This is a genomic window from Veillonella parvula (genome assembly GCF_032550495.1).
Lineage (GTDB): Bacteria > Bacillota > Negativicutes > Veillonellales > Veillonellaceae > Veillonella > Veillonella parvula_G.
In genome coordinates this window covers 428,967-444,054 of the sequence record NZ_JAWFZJ010000003.1, presented here as the reverse complement: position 1 = coordinate 444,054, position 15,088 = coordinate 428,967, and the positions used below count along the sequence as shown (strand labels likewise).

13 protein-coding genes and 5 tRNA genes are annotated in these 15,088 nt (G+C 40.5%); 1 reads left to right on the top strand and 17 read right to left on the bottom strand.

The features are described from left to right. From E6X37_RS08360 to hcp, 16 genes are all read right to left on the bottom strand, one after another. A partial coding sequence (locus E6X37_RS08360) for a GTP-binding protein (RefSeq protein WP_038034850.1) occupies nucleotides 1–98 on the bottom strand: 98 nt, incomplete at its 3' end. 180 nt (nucleotides 99–278) lie between these two features. Further along, nucleotides 279–355 (bottom strand) — tRNA-Met (locus tag E6X37_RS08355). A 5-nt stretch (nucleotides 356–360) separates the two neighbouring features. After that, nucleotides 361–436 (bottom strand) — tRNA-Thr (locus tag E6X37_RS08350). 31 nt (nucleotides 437–467) lie between these two features. After that, nucleotides 468–543 (bottom strand) — tRNA-Met (locus tag E6X37_RS08345). A 5-nt stretch (nucleotides 544–548) separates the two neighbouring features. Then, nucleotides 549–633, bottom strand: a tRNA-Tyr gene (locus E6X37_RS08340). Between the two features lie 10 nt (nucleotides 634–643). After that, nucleotides 644–719 (bottom strand) — tRNA-Thr (locus E6X37_RS08335). 446 nt (nucleotides 720–1,165) lie between these two features. Further along, nucleotides 1,166–1,630: a BREX-3 system P-loop-containing protein BrxF gene (gene brxF / locus E6X37_RS08330; RefSeq protein ID WP_004695092.1), complete on the bottom strand. Its 465-nt coding sequence runs from the start codon at nucleotides 1,628–1,630 to the stop codon at nucleotides 1,166–1,168. 28 nt (nucleotides 1,631–1,658) lie between these two features. Continuing rightward, a complete protein-coding gene (locus tag E6X37_RS08325) occupies nucleotides 1,659–3,080 on the bottom strand; it encodes a hypothetical protein (protein WP_004697547.1) in 1,422 nt (473 codons plus the stop codon). Next, nucleotides 3,077–3,730: a hydrogenase nickel incorporation protein HypB gene (hypB, locus tag E6X37_RS08320; protein ID WP_118091686.1), complete on the bottom strand. Its 654-nt coding sequence runs from the start codon at nucleotides 3,728–3,730 to the stop codon at nucleotides 3,077–3,079. Before hypB ends, E6X37_RS08325 begins: the two co-directional genes overlap by 4 nt. A 14-nt stretch (nucleotides 3,731–3,744) precedes the next feature. Continuing rightward, nucleotides 3,745–4,086 (bottom strand): hydrogenase maturation nickel metallochaperone HypA, encoded by a 342-nt coding sequence (gene hypA, locus E6X37_RS08315; RefSeq protein ID WP_005385455.1) that lies wholly within the window; start codon nucleotides 4,084–4,086, stop codon nucleotides 3,745–3,747. Further along, on the bottom strand, nucleotides 4,079–4,906 hold the full coding sequence (locus E6X37_RS08310; RefSeq protein WP_060924355.1) for a bifunctional 5,10-methylenetetrahydrofolate dehydrogenase/5,10-methenyltetrahydrofolate cyclohydrolase: 828 nt from the start codon (nucleotides 4,904–4,906) through the stop codon (nucleotides 4,079–4,081). The genes hypA and E6X37_RS08310 overlap by 8 nt, the downstream gene beginning before the upstream one ends. 118 nt (nucleotides 4,907–5,024) lie before the next feature. Beyond that, complete coding sequence (locus E6X37_RS08305) at nucleotides 5,025–6,992, bottom strand: penicillin-binding transpeptidase domain-containing protein (RefSeq protein ID WP_009351233.1); 1,968 nt, start codon at nucleotides 6,990–6,992, stop codon at nucleotides 5,025–5,027. Next, the gene (locus E6X37_RS08300; RefSeq protein WP_174892358.1) at nucleotides 6,992–8,410 is read right to left on the bottom strand and encodes a CCA tRNA nucleotidyltransferase; all 1,419 of its coding nucleotides are present in this window, start codon (nucleotides 8,408–8,410) and stop codon (nucleotides 6,992–6,994) included. The genes E6X37_RS08305 and E6X37_RS08300 overlap by 1 nt, the downstream gene beginning before the upstream one ends. Nucleotides 8,411–8,479: 69 nt before the next feature. Further along, nucleotides 8,480–9,352, bottom strand: a complete 873-nt coding sequence (gene sdaAA / locus E6X37_RS08295) for an L-serine ammonia-lyase, iron-sulfur-dependent, subunit alpha (protein WP_077707631.1) — start codon at nucleotides 9,350–9,352, stop codon at nucleotides 8,480–8,482. 11 nt (nucleotides 9,353–9,363) lie between these two features. Beyond that, the gene (gene sdaAB, locus E6X37_RS08290) at nucleotides 9,364–10,026 is read right to left on the bottom strand and encodes an L-serine ammonia-lyase, iron-sulfur-dependent subunit beta (protein WP_278617767.1); all 663 of its coding nucleotides are present in this window, start codon (nucleotides 10,024–10,026) and stop codon (nucleotides 9,364–9,366) included. Nucleotides 10,027–10,576: 550 nt separating this feature from the next. Further along, nucleotides 10,577–12,142 carry a hydroxylamine reductase gene (gene hcp / locus E6X37_RS08285; RefSeq protein WP_316689740.1) on the bottom strand — a complete coding sequence of 522 codons (1,566 nt, stop codon included), beginning with the start codon at nucleotides 12,140–12,142 and terminating at the stop codon, nucleotides 10,577–10,579. A 274-nt stretch (nucleotides 12,143–12,416) separates the two neighbouring features. On the opposite strand from hcp, the gene E6X37_RS08280 reads away from it, so the two are divergent. Continuing rightward, complete coding sequence (locus tag E6X37_RS08280) at nucleotides 12,417–13,142, top strand: Crp/Fnr family transcriptional regulator (RefSeq protein ID WP_024066937.1); 726 nt, start codon at nucleotides 12,417–12,419, stop codon at nucleotides 13,140–13,142. A 176-nt stretch (nucleotides 13,143–13,318) separates the two neighbouring features. Here E6X37_RS08280 and E6X37_RS08275 read toward each other — a convergent pair whose 3' ends face one another. Next, complete coding sequence (locus E6X37_RS08275) at nucleotides 13,319–15,082, bottom strand: LPO_1073/Vpar_1526 family protein (RefSeq protein ID WP_316689739.1); 1,764 nt, start codon at nucleotides 15,080–15,082, stop codon at nucleotides 13,319–13,321. Between the last annotated feature and the right edge of the window lie 6 nt (nucleotides 15,083–15,088).

The following is a 15,088-nucleotide window of genomic DNA, read 5'->3' as shown; positions in this document are numbered from 1 at the left end:
GTGATTGCAGCAGTCAAAGTAGTTTTACCATGGTCAACGTGACCGATTGTACCGATGTTAACATGCGGTTTCGTACGTTCAAATTTTTCTTTTGCCATTAGGATTATATCCTCCTTCACAAAAACAAATTACATTCTAGTATTAATATAATATATTAACCCTAATTTATCAATGGAATATAAGATTTCCTTACCTATTATTATACCATATATACAAAGTCTTAGAATAGCATGTCATATGTAAAGAAATAAAAAAATCCCCACCAAGGTGAGGTTTAATGGTGGCGGCACACGGATTTGAACCGCGGACACACCGGGTATGAACCGATTGCTCTAGCCAACTGAGCTATGCCGCCATGTATGGAGCTAGTGACCGGGATTGAACCGGTGACCTTATCCTTACCAAGGATACGCTCTGCCGACTGAGCTACACCAGCACAATGAACGATCATTTCACTGTGGTTTTTATGGTTGCGGGGACAGGACTTGAACCTGCGACCTTCGGGTTATGAGCCCGACGAGCTACCAACTGCTCCACCCCGCTATGAATGGTGGAGGGAGAAGGATTCGAACCTTCGAAGTCGAAGACGGCAGATTTACAGTCTGCTCCCTTTGGCCGCTCGGGAATCCCTCCATAAATAAAATGGAGCTGGCGATAGGAATTGAACCCACAACCTGCTGATTACAAGTCAGCTGCTCTACCTATTGAGCTACGCCAGCATCATTACGACAAGATGAATTGTATCACCTAGCACACTAAGTGTCAAGAACATTTAAAAACTTTTTTGAAGTTTTTCGTTCACTGTGGTCACTCTTAGTGCTTAATCATAATAACATGAAACGATACCCTATGCAAGTATTTTGTCAAAAAAAATTTATATTTTATCAATCCTCTATAAAATGCCTCGTTTTCAGTATATATCCAGTAATCAACTTTTATTTACTAGTATATTCTTTATATACCTTTACATAGTTTCATTCCTTACCAGTCCATGTCTGCTAACATCCATATTTCAGGTTTACTAAAATCAAATAATAGGAAATTACAAAACTATATTTTTTACCTAATAACTGTAATTATATAACTAAAAAAGGAGATAGCCCGCTATCTCCTTCTATACATTTATAGTTTTCCCTATATTCAACCAATATGTTCAAACATACATTTAGTCGATTGCAATAACATGATCTGGATGTGCAATACTAACTACAGCATGTTTAGGATTATTGTTATGTTCTAAGTACAACTGATCCCCTTCAATATGTCCACGCCAGCCAACGACAATAGGATACTTCTTACTAATAGTTTTTAACAACTCAAATGGTTTTAGATTTAAGATAGGTGCAAAGAATACATTAATGCCATCTAGCAAGACTACTTCCGTATCGCTACGGCTAAGAGCACGGCAAATAACTTCTTCCGCTAATTGAGGCCGTTCATCACGAGGCACGAGCAAAAACTCTTCCTCGATGAGTTGCTTAGCTTCCAAGTATTTCCAGCCCTTCTGCTCAGACAATTCACGAATTAGCAAACTTTTACCAGAACCTGGACCACCAACGATAAACAATATACGTTCATCATCACCTTGAATCTTTTCCCAACGTTCTTTTACATCTTGTACAGTAACCATACCCTTTGCCTCCTCGCTGTGACCTATCCTATTTTACAGGACGGTCAGATAACATAACGGATTTGATATATTGGTTTTTATCATCTAGGGCAAACTGTAAATAAGAGTTGCTTGCCGCTGGATTTTTATATTCATATACGGTAGACGTCCCCGCCTTTGTTGTAGATTCAACAATACGAGTTGGCATACCATACACAAAGAGCAATAAATATTTGGTATCACCCATCGCGATTCCACGACGTGTAGGCGTATAAACATTTAATAATACGCGATTGATAAGATCTTTTTTATCTACACTCACACCGTATTCATTATAGCCAATAAATGTGGAGCCAAACAATATGCCTTGATGTTTCCAATCATTATTAGGATCATTAACAAAATGGTCATTCAACTTGAAACCACGCAATACAAAATCATCAGCCGTAAGTGTACCAGCTTCAAAATCATACACTTCAGCTTTCGGCAATCCAAACCTAGGCCATACTTGTCCACTAATAATGTCTACAGCCTCTATATTGCTTTGTTTAATGGTGAAAGCAATATATTCTTTTTGCTGACCAAGCATAGATTGTTGTTGGCTATTACTATTTGTATTCTCTACAGGACTCTTAAACTCCTTTTTTTGAGGCAATGAATTTTCGGAATGCCCCTCATAAAGGAAAATATACGTCTCATTTTTCTTATCACGCCACATCGCATTAGGACTGCCATAGGCAAATATCAATTCCATCCGTGTGCTACCAGGGCCAATGTCACGTACTGTATTAGCGCCTTTTTTCGTACTATGAATATTTGTAATAGTATTTGGTTCAAAGAAGTAAGTCGCCCCTTGACCGCGCAATTGATTGTTAACCAACAATTCTTGAGCAGGTCCAGTATATACAGTTACTGCTACATCTTTCATGTAATACGTAGTAAAGTTATCACGTACCTCAGTTTTTTCTACATCTTTTGGGACTTCAAACTGATTCCCCAATCGGTATGTGCCAATAGCATAGTCATCTTGAGAACCTAAAGGCGGTAAACTGTTTGCCGTATAAGACTTACCAATATCAGCTAAATTATTCTGAGTGATACTCGGCAAAGGACCTTCGTTCTCACTAGCCGCTTGCCAGAATTGTATAGAATCACCAAATTCAGTTACAGCCATTTGCTCTGCGAGCCATCCAGTTTTAGAACCTTCCTGTTTCGTTTTTGGGTCTAGCTTAACAACTCTAACTGGTGCATTATCAAGGTAAGACAAGCTATCAACCTCACCAGTTCCATCTACACTACCATCATTGCTCGCATTAGCGGAATCTTGAGCTACAACGTTAGTGTCATCAGTAGTTTCTACTGCAACTGGGTTAACAGTGGAAATGGCAGGCTCTGCTGCATAACTGATTGTAGTAGCACACAAGCCCACAAGGAGGGCTGCTACAATACGGCTCTTCATAGAATAGTTCATCGATTATTCTCCAACTGTGCACGCAACCAATTCAACCATGTTTCAAGACCGTTGTGGGCCGTGCAACTTACTTCAAAAATTTCTCCATTTGGATTCAAATTACGTATATCTTGTATTGCCTTGTCTTTTTTAAATGGTACATAAGGCAATAAATCTATCTTATTAATGAGAATAGCCTTTGACTCTTTAAAGATTAATGGGTATTTAAGAGGCTTATCTTCACCTTCAGTAACAGATAATACAGTTACCTTCATGCTTTCACCAATCTCAAATTCTGCAGGGCATACAAGGTTACCTACATTCTCGATAATGATCATATCGAGTTCATCAAGATTTAAATCACCTAGTGCATCTTGAATCATTTGTGCATCAAGATGGCAACCTCCCACTGTATTGATTTGAATAACAGGAACGCCTAATTCATGAATCCGTTCCGCATCCTTAGCAGTAAATAAATCACCTTCAATAACAGCAAGGCGGTAATCTTTTTTCAAATCATGTAAAGTTGCCTCCAATAGAGATGTTTTACCAGCCCCTGGAGAACCTAATAGATTAAATACAAAAATATTTTTTTCCTTAAACAACTGTTGTAAGGACTCTGCAATGGCATCATTTTTTGCCAATACATTAGTTTTAACTTGAACTTGCATGCCTAACCTTTCTATCAATCGATATCCATGGAGGTCACTTGTAGTTCGCGGCCACCAATGGTTTGTACGAAATGACTGTCACAATAGGGACAGATAAACTTATAATTTTCTACAGGAAATGTTTTATCACAATCCAAGCACTTTCCTTCAATAGGAATCGTATTAATTTCTATACGCGAACCTTCTGCTGCAGTCCCCTTTGTAACGGCTTCCCAGCAAAATAGGAGAGAATCTGGCTCTACTCCACTCATAAGGCCCAAATCGAGTTGAACGGAATGAATCACAGATGCATCGTGTTGGCGCAATGTATCGAGGGCTACATCAAGTATACCTTCTGCTATAGACATCTCATGCATGGTATGCCTCATATACAGCTTCAAGCATCATAGTAGTCGTTACAGAGCCTACACCACCAGGCACTGGAGTAATTGCAGACGCAATATCTTTTACCGCTTCATAATCAACATCGCCTACCGTCTTACCTTCTAGTTCATTAATGCCTACATCGATAACAACAGCACCTGGCTTAATCATATCTGCTGTAATCATATGAGCACGACCCGCTGCAGCAATAACGATATCGCCACGTTTTACTTGTTCTGCCAAATCAGGGGTTCTGGAATGGCACATTGTAACCGTACCATGTGCACCAAGTGTCATAAGAGCTACCGGCTTACCAATCACTTGGCTACGACCGATTACTACCACATGTTTACCCTCTACAGGAATATCATAGTGGTTTAAAATCGCCATGCACGCCTTGGCAGTACAAGGGGCAAAGCCACCTTTACCGGCAGTTACAAGACCAATATTATACGTAGTTAGACCATCGATATCTTTTTTAGGATCTAGCATATCGATAAGAGCCTCTGTATCAATGTGTTTAGGCATCGGCATTAACGGTAAAATCCCATGAACAGCCGCATCATTATTTAATTCTTGCAATGCTGTAACTACTTCATCCTGTGTAGCCGTTTCAGGTAATTGTTTTAACACAAAGCCATAGCCAAAGTTCTTGGCTGTCTTTTCCATAAATGTAGCGTACATATGAGCACCGTGGTCTTCACCAACGAGTAATACTGCCATAGTAATTACAGAGTCGCCAACTGCTGCAACTTTTTCTTGTAAAATCGCCTTGTGAGCGTCTGCTACTGCTTTACCGCGTAATTCGATCATAAGTATCTCCATTCATTCAAACTATCTATAAAATAAGGTGCCTCCGGAGAGGCACCTAAGTCTCTTATTCTATTATATAACGAACTGTCTATAATTTCTAATTATGACCGAATTCGTTTTATCTACGGAAATGAACAGTAATTGCTGTACCAGCCTGAACAGTTGTACCGCTACTTTCATCTTGAGATGTAGCCGTACCAGTTCCATCCGGTTTAAAGGCAAGTCCCGCCTTATGTAACCAATCACGCACTTCACCATAGGTAAAACCAGTAAAGTTAGGCAATGTAACAGAACCATCACTTCCCGGTTTTGGTTCAGGTAATGTATTAGCAGCTTTAACAGCTACTGGTGTACTTTCTTTAACATACGGACTCATTTGGTAATACCGTACAAGTTGAGATACGATGTCCTTAAATACAGGGGCTACAATTTGACTACCATAATAAGAACCCTTTTGTGGGTCATCAATAACGACAAGAACTACAAATTTTGGATCCTCTACAGGGCCAAAGCCAATAAAGGACGCAATGTATTGTCCGTCGAGATAACCGCCATGTTTGGTATCTAGTTTTTCCGCCGTACCAGTTTTACCGCCGAAGTGATAACCTTCTACCATCGCTTTTGTACCGCCACCTTCGGATACTTCTTTTTCTAGAATATCTACAATGGTTTTAGCGGTTTCCGCCGGAACTGGTTGTCCCACAACAGATGTTTCAGTCGTACTTGTAACATCGCCTTGAGAGTTACTATAAGACTTGATGATATGTGGTTTCATCATAGCCCCACCATTAGAAAGTGCACCAAAGGCGCGAACCATTTGTAATGGTGTAACCGCAATACCTTGACCGATGGACATAGTCGCAACGTCTAGCTTACTCATATCCTCTGGATTATACAAAATACCTGCTCCTTCACCAGGCAATTCAATACCTGTTTCAGAGCCAAAGCCATAATCACGTATATATTTCGAGAGAATATCTGCACCTGTTAATGTACCAATTTCAGCCATACCAGTATTAATAGAGTACTTCAAAATATCTAGCAAACGAACAGGACCATATCCCTCACCATTCCAGTTTCTAATGATATGTCCATTGGCAGCGAAGGCCCCTTTATCGTTATACACAGTGTCTAACTTCCATTTGCCTGCTGCAAGAGCTGCAGATGCAATGATAGGTTTGAATGTAGAGCCTGGTTCATATAAATTGGTAACCGCAATATTTTTGAAAGCCTCTTCACCACTTTGGTTGTAGTTATTAGGATCATAACTTGGACGATTGGCCATCGCTAATATTTCACCGTTCTTTGGATCCATAACGATAACGCTGGCATGCTTAGCTCCTGTATCAACCATCGCCTTATCAAGAGCGCGTTCTGCAATAAATTGAATTGTTGCATCGATGGTTAAGGTTACGCTTTTACCCTTATCTGGTAAAAATTTAGATAATACGGAACCAAAGATGGCATTCCCTTTATTATCAGTAGCTACAATTTCTTGTTGTACGCCCCCCTTTAATTCGTCATCAAGAACCATTTCTAGACCATCAAGACCTTTATCATCAGTGCCGACAAAGCCTAATACTTGTGCCGCTAAGACACCATTTGGATAATAGCGCTTAGATTCTTCAACGAAATTGAGGCCTGCAATATTATTATCCTTAATAACTTGTTGTACCGCTTTTGATTTGTCTGCATCCATCATACGATTCAACCAGACAAAGGCGGTATCCTCTTGCAAAGCTTTCACAATATTCTCTTTTGACATCGTTACATACGGTGAGATGAGATCCGCAATCTCTTGAGGAGACTGTTTAATCATCTTCGGATCCGCATATAAAGATTTTGTAACTACACTCATCGCCAAAGGCTTGCCATTACGGTCATAGATTGTACCGCGCGGCGATTGTAATTTTCTATCTACTTGAACTTGTAATAAGTTTTTCTTCTCTAGGTCAAAGGTATCAAAGACCTGTAACTGTGCTAAACGTCCGATAAGGACGAAGGCAACGGTCATGAGTATGGCAAGGCACCACGTAGTGCGACTCCAATCACTCATGCGTAATAACGCTTTATTTAATAACTTCATCATTTCTCCACTGGACGGCGTAACTTATGGTCTAATGCGTCATATAGCGCATCTGGTTTATTAGGAATAACCCCATTTTGTACCTGACCTAATAAATACTGCAATCCTTCCCCTACTTGTTTCCCAGCGAGCTTAATCACTCGTTCGTCATAATTTAAGTCCTTGGTATGTACAGGCATCTCTAAACTAAGATCTGCCATACATTCTCCAAAGGCTAATGTTCCGTCTGTAGACGAGTAAGGTTTCCCACAACCTAATACATCGGCAGCACAAACCTTAGCTAATTGCTCCCATGCAGTGCGCATAATTTGGCTATCTCGGAATTCACCACTACGGGCTTCCTTGCGAAGCCATTTTTTCTCATTTGCATCGCCATTTTGTACAAAATAGTGAAAGCGCATGTGGTTTTTCACAATCCACGCCACGCGTTTTACAAAGGCCTCCGGATATCCTAGTCGGGTTAATAACGTTTCTGCCATCTCCGCTCCTAGTGTATCATGCCCACGATCCGTAAGGCGTCCATTGATAACAGCACGTACCGCTGGCATTCCCTTTGCCACATCATGTAATAAGGCACCCCAACGCAACACCAAATCCGGCTCCGTATGGGACACAACGGCTAATGTATGGTACCAACCATCGAATTCATGAAAGTCCTTTTCTTGGGGCAAATTCACGAGATGATATAGTTCAGGCAAGATGGGAACCTCCCGAGCCGCACCATTTTCTACAACACGACAAGAGCATTCTGCCAAGCGGGATTGAACAAGGACATCAAGGCCTTTAGCCACCGCAGGCTCTAACATGAGACGATTAATCTCATTTCGTACACGTTCTAAAGACAAGCCAGGTACGCGGTGAAAAGCCTTGGGCATAGCCTCTAATAGGTCTTTACTCGGCAAAAAATCCAACTTCGCCACAAAACGGCACGCTCTAAATAATCGTAACGCATCTTCTTCAAAACGTTCCTGCGCATTACCAATGGTTCGTAACGTCTTATGTTTAATATCACGTCGTCCACCTACAAGGTCTATAACTTCACCATAACGGTTCATAGCCATGCCGTTGACAGTAAAATCACGACGCAACACATCTTCTTCTAAGGTATCGGCATAAGTAATTTCTTCGGGACGATGGCTATCTGCACCATATCGTTCTGTTCTATATGTAGCGATTTCGTATTGCTTGCCCTCTAATGTAGCTACCACTACACCAAAAGATTTTCCTACGAGGTCTGTCGTTTGAATATCATGACCGCGAAGAACCTCAATCACTGTATCGGGACGTGCAGACGTCACAATATCGAAGTCATGTGGCTTTTGATGCATCAAAATATCGCGCACAGCGCCGCCTATGATATAAGCTTCATGGCCGGCTTCTTCTAATACGGTCAATATTCGATTTGCTTGTTCCATCATACACGCTCCTTTCTGAACTAGTCTAATCTTTATTTTACTACAAATGAAAGCATGAAAAAAGTGCAATCCTTATAAGGATTGCACTCGTTCTGCAATAGCTGTACCTGTCGGTGTCACCGCAAGGCCGCCATCACTTGTTTCACGCAATGCTGCCGGCATAGCACGGCCTATATTATTCATCGCTTCAATGACTTCATCTGGTGGAATTTGGCTTTCAATATTCATTAACGCCATTTCTGATGCAGTAATAGCATGGACTGCATAAAAGCCATTACGCTTAACACATGGCACCTCTACGAGCCCTGCTACCGGATCACAAGCAAGCCCCAATAGATTTTTCATGCACAATGCGATAGCATGACCTACTTGACGTGGTGAACCGCCCATCATTTCGACAATCGCCCCTGCTGCCATACACGCAGCCGTACCAATTTCCGCTTGGCAACCGCCAACAGCACCAGCAACACAAGCGCGATTTGCTACTACATTACCAATACCGGACGCAGCTAAGAAGCCTTTTACCACTGTAGCTCTATCTAATTGGTAGTGGTCCGCTACGGCTTTCACAGCACCAGGCATAACACCACAAGAGCCAGCCGTAGGACAAGCAACAATGCGGAACATCTTTGCATTTGCCTCATTTACAGCAATAGCATACGTCATTGCCTTATACGCAATATCACTCATAAAACGAGGTGTTTGCCCATTAAGCTGTGCCGCTTGACCACCGGACATACCAGAAGCCGTTTTCTCCGCATAAGCTATCCCATCTTGAATGGAACTTTCAAAAATATCTAAGCGATTCTCTATTTCACGAACAACCGCGTCTTCACTGCGGTCGTAATTCTCTAATTCATAACGCAATACTACATCGCCAAAAGAAATATTGTTTTCCTCACCTAGGCGAATAATATCTGCAATTGTATCATATGCATAACTCATCATTCGCCCTCCTATAATGCTTCAAAGGTCATCACATCCTGGATGCCTGGAAACTCGCGCATAAACTGAACTGTAATAGGATTTACCACCGTATCTGTAGTAATAACCATGACTGCATCCTTATGCTTGCCCTTACGGAATACGCGCATCGTAGCGATGTTAATATCGGACTCGCTCAATGCTTGGCTCACAAGAGAAATCGCACCAGGTCTATCCTCATGGAACACAACGAGCGTAAACTCATCTCCTGTAATGGACATATCATTTCCATCTACTTCGGTAATCATAATCTGACCACCGCCGAGAGAGCGACCAATAACAGTCATATGACGATTATGCTCATCATACATATCAAAACGCACCACATTCGGATGCCCTACATCAAGAGGAGACTCAATAAAAGCAAACTCCATCCCCTCTTTTTTCGCTAATTCATGGGCAACTCGGATGTTCGCATCATCCTCTTTATAACCTAATAAGCCGCCAATCAAAGCACGATCCGTACCATGCCCTTTATAAGTTTTTGCAAAAGATCCATATAATGTTAAATCTACCTTTTTAGGAGTAGCACGAAAAATACACCGCGCCATCTTGCCTAGTCGCGCAGCACCCGCTGTATGCGAACTAGACGGACCAATCATAATAGGCCCTATAATATCAAAAATACTGTTCATACATACCTCTATATACACATAAACCATGTGAAAAAATCCTATTTCACCTATAGTATAGCAACCAATATCGAGCCTTGTCTATATGCACATTAGGGGCATATTTGTTTGTCTACAGAGGACTACTATTCTTATGAAAGCTGTTCTAAAACTTTGTATATTGATGGGACGCATCCATATCTACAGTTATAAAAGGGAAAGACTATACTTATGCAGCGACATCTCCCCCTCACCTCACTATTCTGATGAAAGCTATTTTATGAGTTTGTATATTGATGGGACTTATATTTCAGAAACGTTTTACTTATGGGCATAACCTATTGAGGGCCGACTTACGCTGAGTATGGAGGCATGAGATAGGTTATGCCCATTAGTAATCTAGTTGTCGCAATACTGTCAGGCCCCATCAATATACAGCCACTAACAGATAGCTTTCACAAAAAAAGTAAAAAACGCACCTTAGGCGAACCTAAGGTGCGTTATTTATAACAACAGTCCTAAATCATAAAAGAGAGGGGAAGTAGGACTGTAGTTAATAAGTTAATGGATCCTATTAACCCAAGATAGCTTTCAAGTCAGCTTCTGGAGTTGTAATTGGATGTAATTGGAATTTTTCTACCAAAATGTTCAATACATTGCTGGAGAAGAATTTAGGCAAGGAAGGTCCGATGTAGATGTTGCGGATACCCAATGCCAACAATGTTAACAAGATACATACTGCTTTTTGTTCGTACCAGGACAATACCAATGTTAATGGCAAGTCGTTTACGTCACATTCAAATGCACCAGCCAAAGCTACTGCTACTTGAATAGCGGAGTAAGCATCGTTACATTGACCCATATCAAGGATACGAGGGATACCACCGATTTCACCGATGTTAAGGTCATTGAAGCGGAATTTACCACAAGCCAATGTCAATACTACAGTATCATCTGGAGTTTGTTTTACGAATTCTGTGTAATAGTTACGGCCTACTTTAGCACCGTCACAACCACCAACTAAGAAGAAGTGTTTGATTGCGCCAGCTTTTACAGCGTCGATTACTTTATCAGCAATACCCAATACTGTACCGTGACCGAAACCAGTAGTTACTTCGTGACCACCGTTGATGCCAGTGAATTCTTGAGCTTCTTTGTAGCCGCCCAATTCGATTGCGCGTTCAATAACAGCGGAGAAGTCTTTAGTGCCATCAGCTTTTTCTTCTACGTGTGCACAGCCGTCGAAACCTACCATATCTGTAGTGAAGATATTAGCTTTGTAGTTTTCTTTTGGTGGCATAATGCAGTTTGTAGTGAACAAGAATGCGCCAGGAACGTCAACGAATTCTTTTTGTTGGTTTTGCCATGCAGTACCGAAGTTACCTTTCAATTGAGGATGTTTTTTCAATTCAGGGTAAGCGTGGCAAGGTAACATTTCACCATGAGTATAGATGTTTACACCTTTACCATCAGTTTGTTCCAACAATTGATTCAAGTCGTGAAGGTCATGACCAGTTACAACGATGAAAGGACCTGGTTCTACAGTCAAAGGTACTGTAGTTGGTACTGGAGTACCATATGTTTCAGTGTTAGCTTTATCAAGAATAGCCATGCATTTCAAGTTGATTTGACCGAATTCCATCAACAAGTTCAACCATTCTTCAGCACTGTGGTCTTTAGCGAATTCTACCATGCCTTTGATGAACCAAGCATCAACTTCAGGATCATGGAAACCAAGGCGTGCAGCATGCCATGCATAAGCAGCCATACCACGCATACCTAACAATAATGTGGAACGAAGGGATACGATATCTTCTTCACCTTTCCACAATTGTTCCCAATCGAAGTTTTGAGCTGCGCTATCGATTTTTGCATGATAAGCGTTTACTTCGTCGATGAATTCTTGAACGCGGTCTTCAGAGAAGTTTACGTTTGTTACACACATGAACAAACCACGCATTAAATAGTCAACGCCTTCTTTAGTTTGGCCTTTTACGTCTAAAGCGCGTGCTAAACCAACTAAAGCAGCAGTTAATTCGTCTTGTAAGTTAGCAACTGGTGCAGTTTTACCACATACACCTTGTACAGTACAGCCGCCTGGTGCTGCAGATTGTTCGCATTGATAACAGAACATGCTCATTTAAAAATCCTCCTTTGCGAGACTTCCTCGCATTCAAGCTAGATAATATAAAACCTATACATTACACTGATGAATTATCAGGTGTCTGATTGATTACATTTGAAAGTATAACGTAAAGATGATACAATTTCTGTAGCTTGAGCAACAAATAAAAAACTTTTTCAAAATTTTTACCTGGCTCCCCTTTCGGAACAGGTAGGTCATTTGACCTTATACTATTATTATACAATAATCATTTTAATTTACTATAGACTTCGTCACATCGGAGGCGACCATGAAGCAAATACTTTCAAATGACATTATCAACCAATATCTACCTAACCTAATTAAATGCCCTTTATTTAATAAGTTGGGCGAACCTGAACTACGCAGTTATTTAAATAATGCGAAAGTTATTGTGCATAGCTATAAAAAAAATGATTTTATTGCCCTCTCTGGGGATCCTATGGAAGGCATTGGCGTTATTCTCGAAGGCAGTGCGTTACTGACACGTGAAAATGTTATGGGCCAACGCGTTATTATGGCTAACCTTGAACAGTCTGATATTTTTGGTGAAGCATTACTATTTAGTAAACAACCATTATGGCCTGCTACGATTAAAGCTACAAAGGTTAGTAAAATTATGTTCATTCCTCTTGAAACATTTATTGATACATTGCCTGATTGCCAACAATGCCAAACAAAAATCTTGTCCAACCTATTGGAGGACTTGTCTGAAAAAGCTATTCTCCTTACAAGAAAGGTTCATTATCTTACCTTGAAAGGTATGCGCGAGAAGATTTTCGCGTACTTAACAGACATTTATAAACGTCAGCAGTCTACAACAATCCATTTGCCACATAACCGTGAGCAAATGGCAGAGGTACTCAATGTATCTCGCACAGCACTTAGCCGCGAACTCGGGCGCCTAAGAGATGAAGGCATTATCGATATTACAGGCCGTACAGTAACACTAAAAGACGTGGAAGGAATAGAAGAATTCGGTTTTAATAGCTTCTAGCATATCTTTTAACCTATAATAAAACTAAAAATATACAATAAACGTAAAAAGGTCTCCCTATATAATCTAGGGAGACCTTTTAGTATACAGTTATTATTTCTTTAGTATTAGTTCTTTAGTGTTAATTTTTTAGTATTAATTCTTTAGTATTAGTTCTTTACAATTAATTTTACACATTAGAACCAATGAGATAAATCGAATTCTTCACCAATCGTAGCTTTCACATGAGCACGACCTAAATATAGGCCAAGTAATGTTAAACTGATTTTAGACATTGGCGTGCTATCAAAGACATCAGCTAAGTCCAATAGAACCGGTGAAATATCATCCATGATATCACGCGCCTCTTGTCCCCTGAAAGCAGTAGGTTTGCTCTTCATCAGAGCTAAAAGATCACGTTGAACCATAGCATTAGAAATTCGTGTTTGTCTAAAGAATTGTGGTGCTAAAGACTCATCTACCAAGGCTAATTTATAAAGATTGGAGTTCAAGCTACGCACCACATAACGTGGATCCACACCATGACCATCTGTAGCACGGAAGAGTTCTTCCTTAGAGAAACCACGATAGTTGAATACAAACGGATATGAATTCGACAACACTTGGCATAAAGTGATAGGCTCTTGTTCTTCTTGTGTACAGCGTAAATAGTCTAGCTGGCGATAGAAGGAATCATTTCGAGGCAAATCAGAGATGAATGGCTCAATATATTTTTCCACATAATGTTGGAAATGAATCAATCCATAGTTATTAGAGTTTCTAGAATATTGTAACAATAATGTTAAGGCCATAACTTGGAAGTGACCTAAAGTTAAATGAGGTAATACACGTAATGCATCAAAAGCTACGAGGTATGGCGTACTAGATTTAGGAGATTGAACCACATCTAGAAAAGCACCTAACGCAGCGGACTTCATCCACTCTGTATTTGTAGCGGCATATGCCTTTTGCATACTCATCAACGCTTCTTGAATAACAATATTCTCTAGTAATGCATTCACTTCAACAATTTTTGTAATATTGAGAGCTGCTAAAGCATCTCTTGTAATAGATTCTACATAGTGTTGCGTATCACCATGTAACACCCCAAAGGAATGAACAAATGGTGCTATAGCCAACTCAACGCATTTATCCTCATGCGCCGCTTTTGCCCATTGACCATGCGGTTCCTCCTCTTCAGTTAAACTTGTTGCCGCCAATTGTGCTTCAATTTCAGAAGCATCAAACAAACGCGTTTCATCTAATACCGATGGGCCTTCCGCGGTTTGTATTTCGTTCGCACCACCTATCATCTGCGTAGCATCTATGCTATCCGCTTCATCAGCTTCAAAGGCTTCCACAGATTCACCCATAGCAATTGTATCTTCAACAGAGTTTGCGTTATTGAGAAGTTCATCTGTAACAACATCGAGGACAATAGTTTTATCCACCAACGGAGTAACACCTTGATTAGCTTGATTAGCTTGCTTAAGATCTGATACGGCTGTCATCACAATGGTTTCATCCCCTATTGGTGTTCCATTATCCGAACCTATTGGTGTTCCATTATCCGAACCTAATGCTAACGCATATTCTCCCTCTGAAACATGACTTGAATTAGACTTTAGAGTACTTCTTTTATTATAAGAGGTATCTATAGGATCAACCAGAGGTTCAGCCGGTTCTCGCTCTTCACCGACCACCGTTTCAACTGTATCCGGAATTGATGCAGTATATACATTAGTTCCACTCGTATGTGTGATTGTTACATTGCCCTCTTGCGACTCCGTTGCAAATATAACATCATTATGCGCTTTAGGATTATTTTTATTACTTATGTTTTTATAGGATTTTTCTTTTGCCTTACTTTCACCATCATCACCGCTAAATACAGCATAGCAAACAGCAAAGAATCCCAATGCCACGACGGCTAATACAAAATACGGTATTAGGTTTGACATACTATC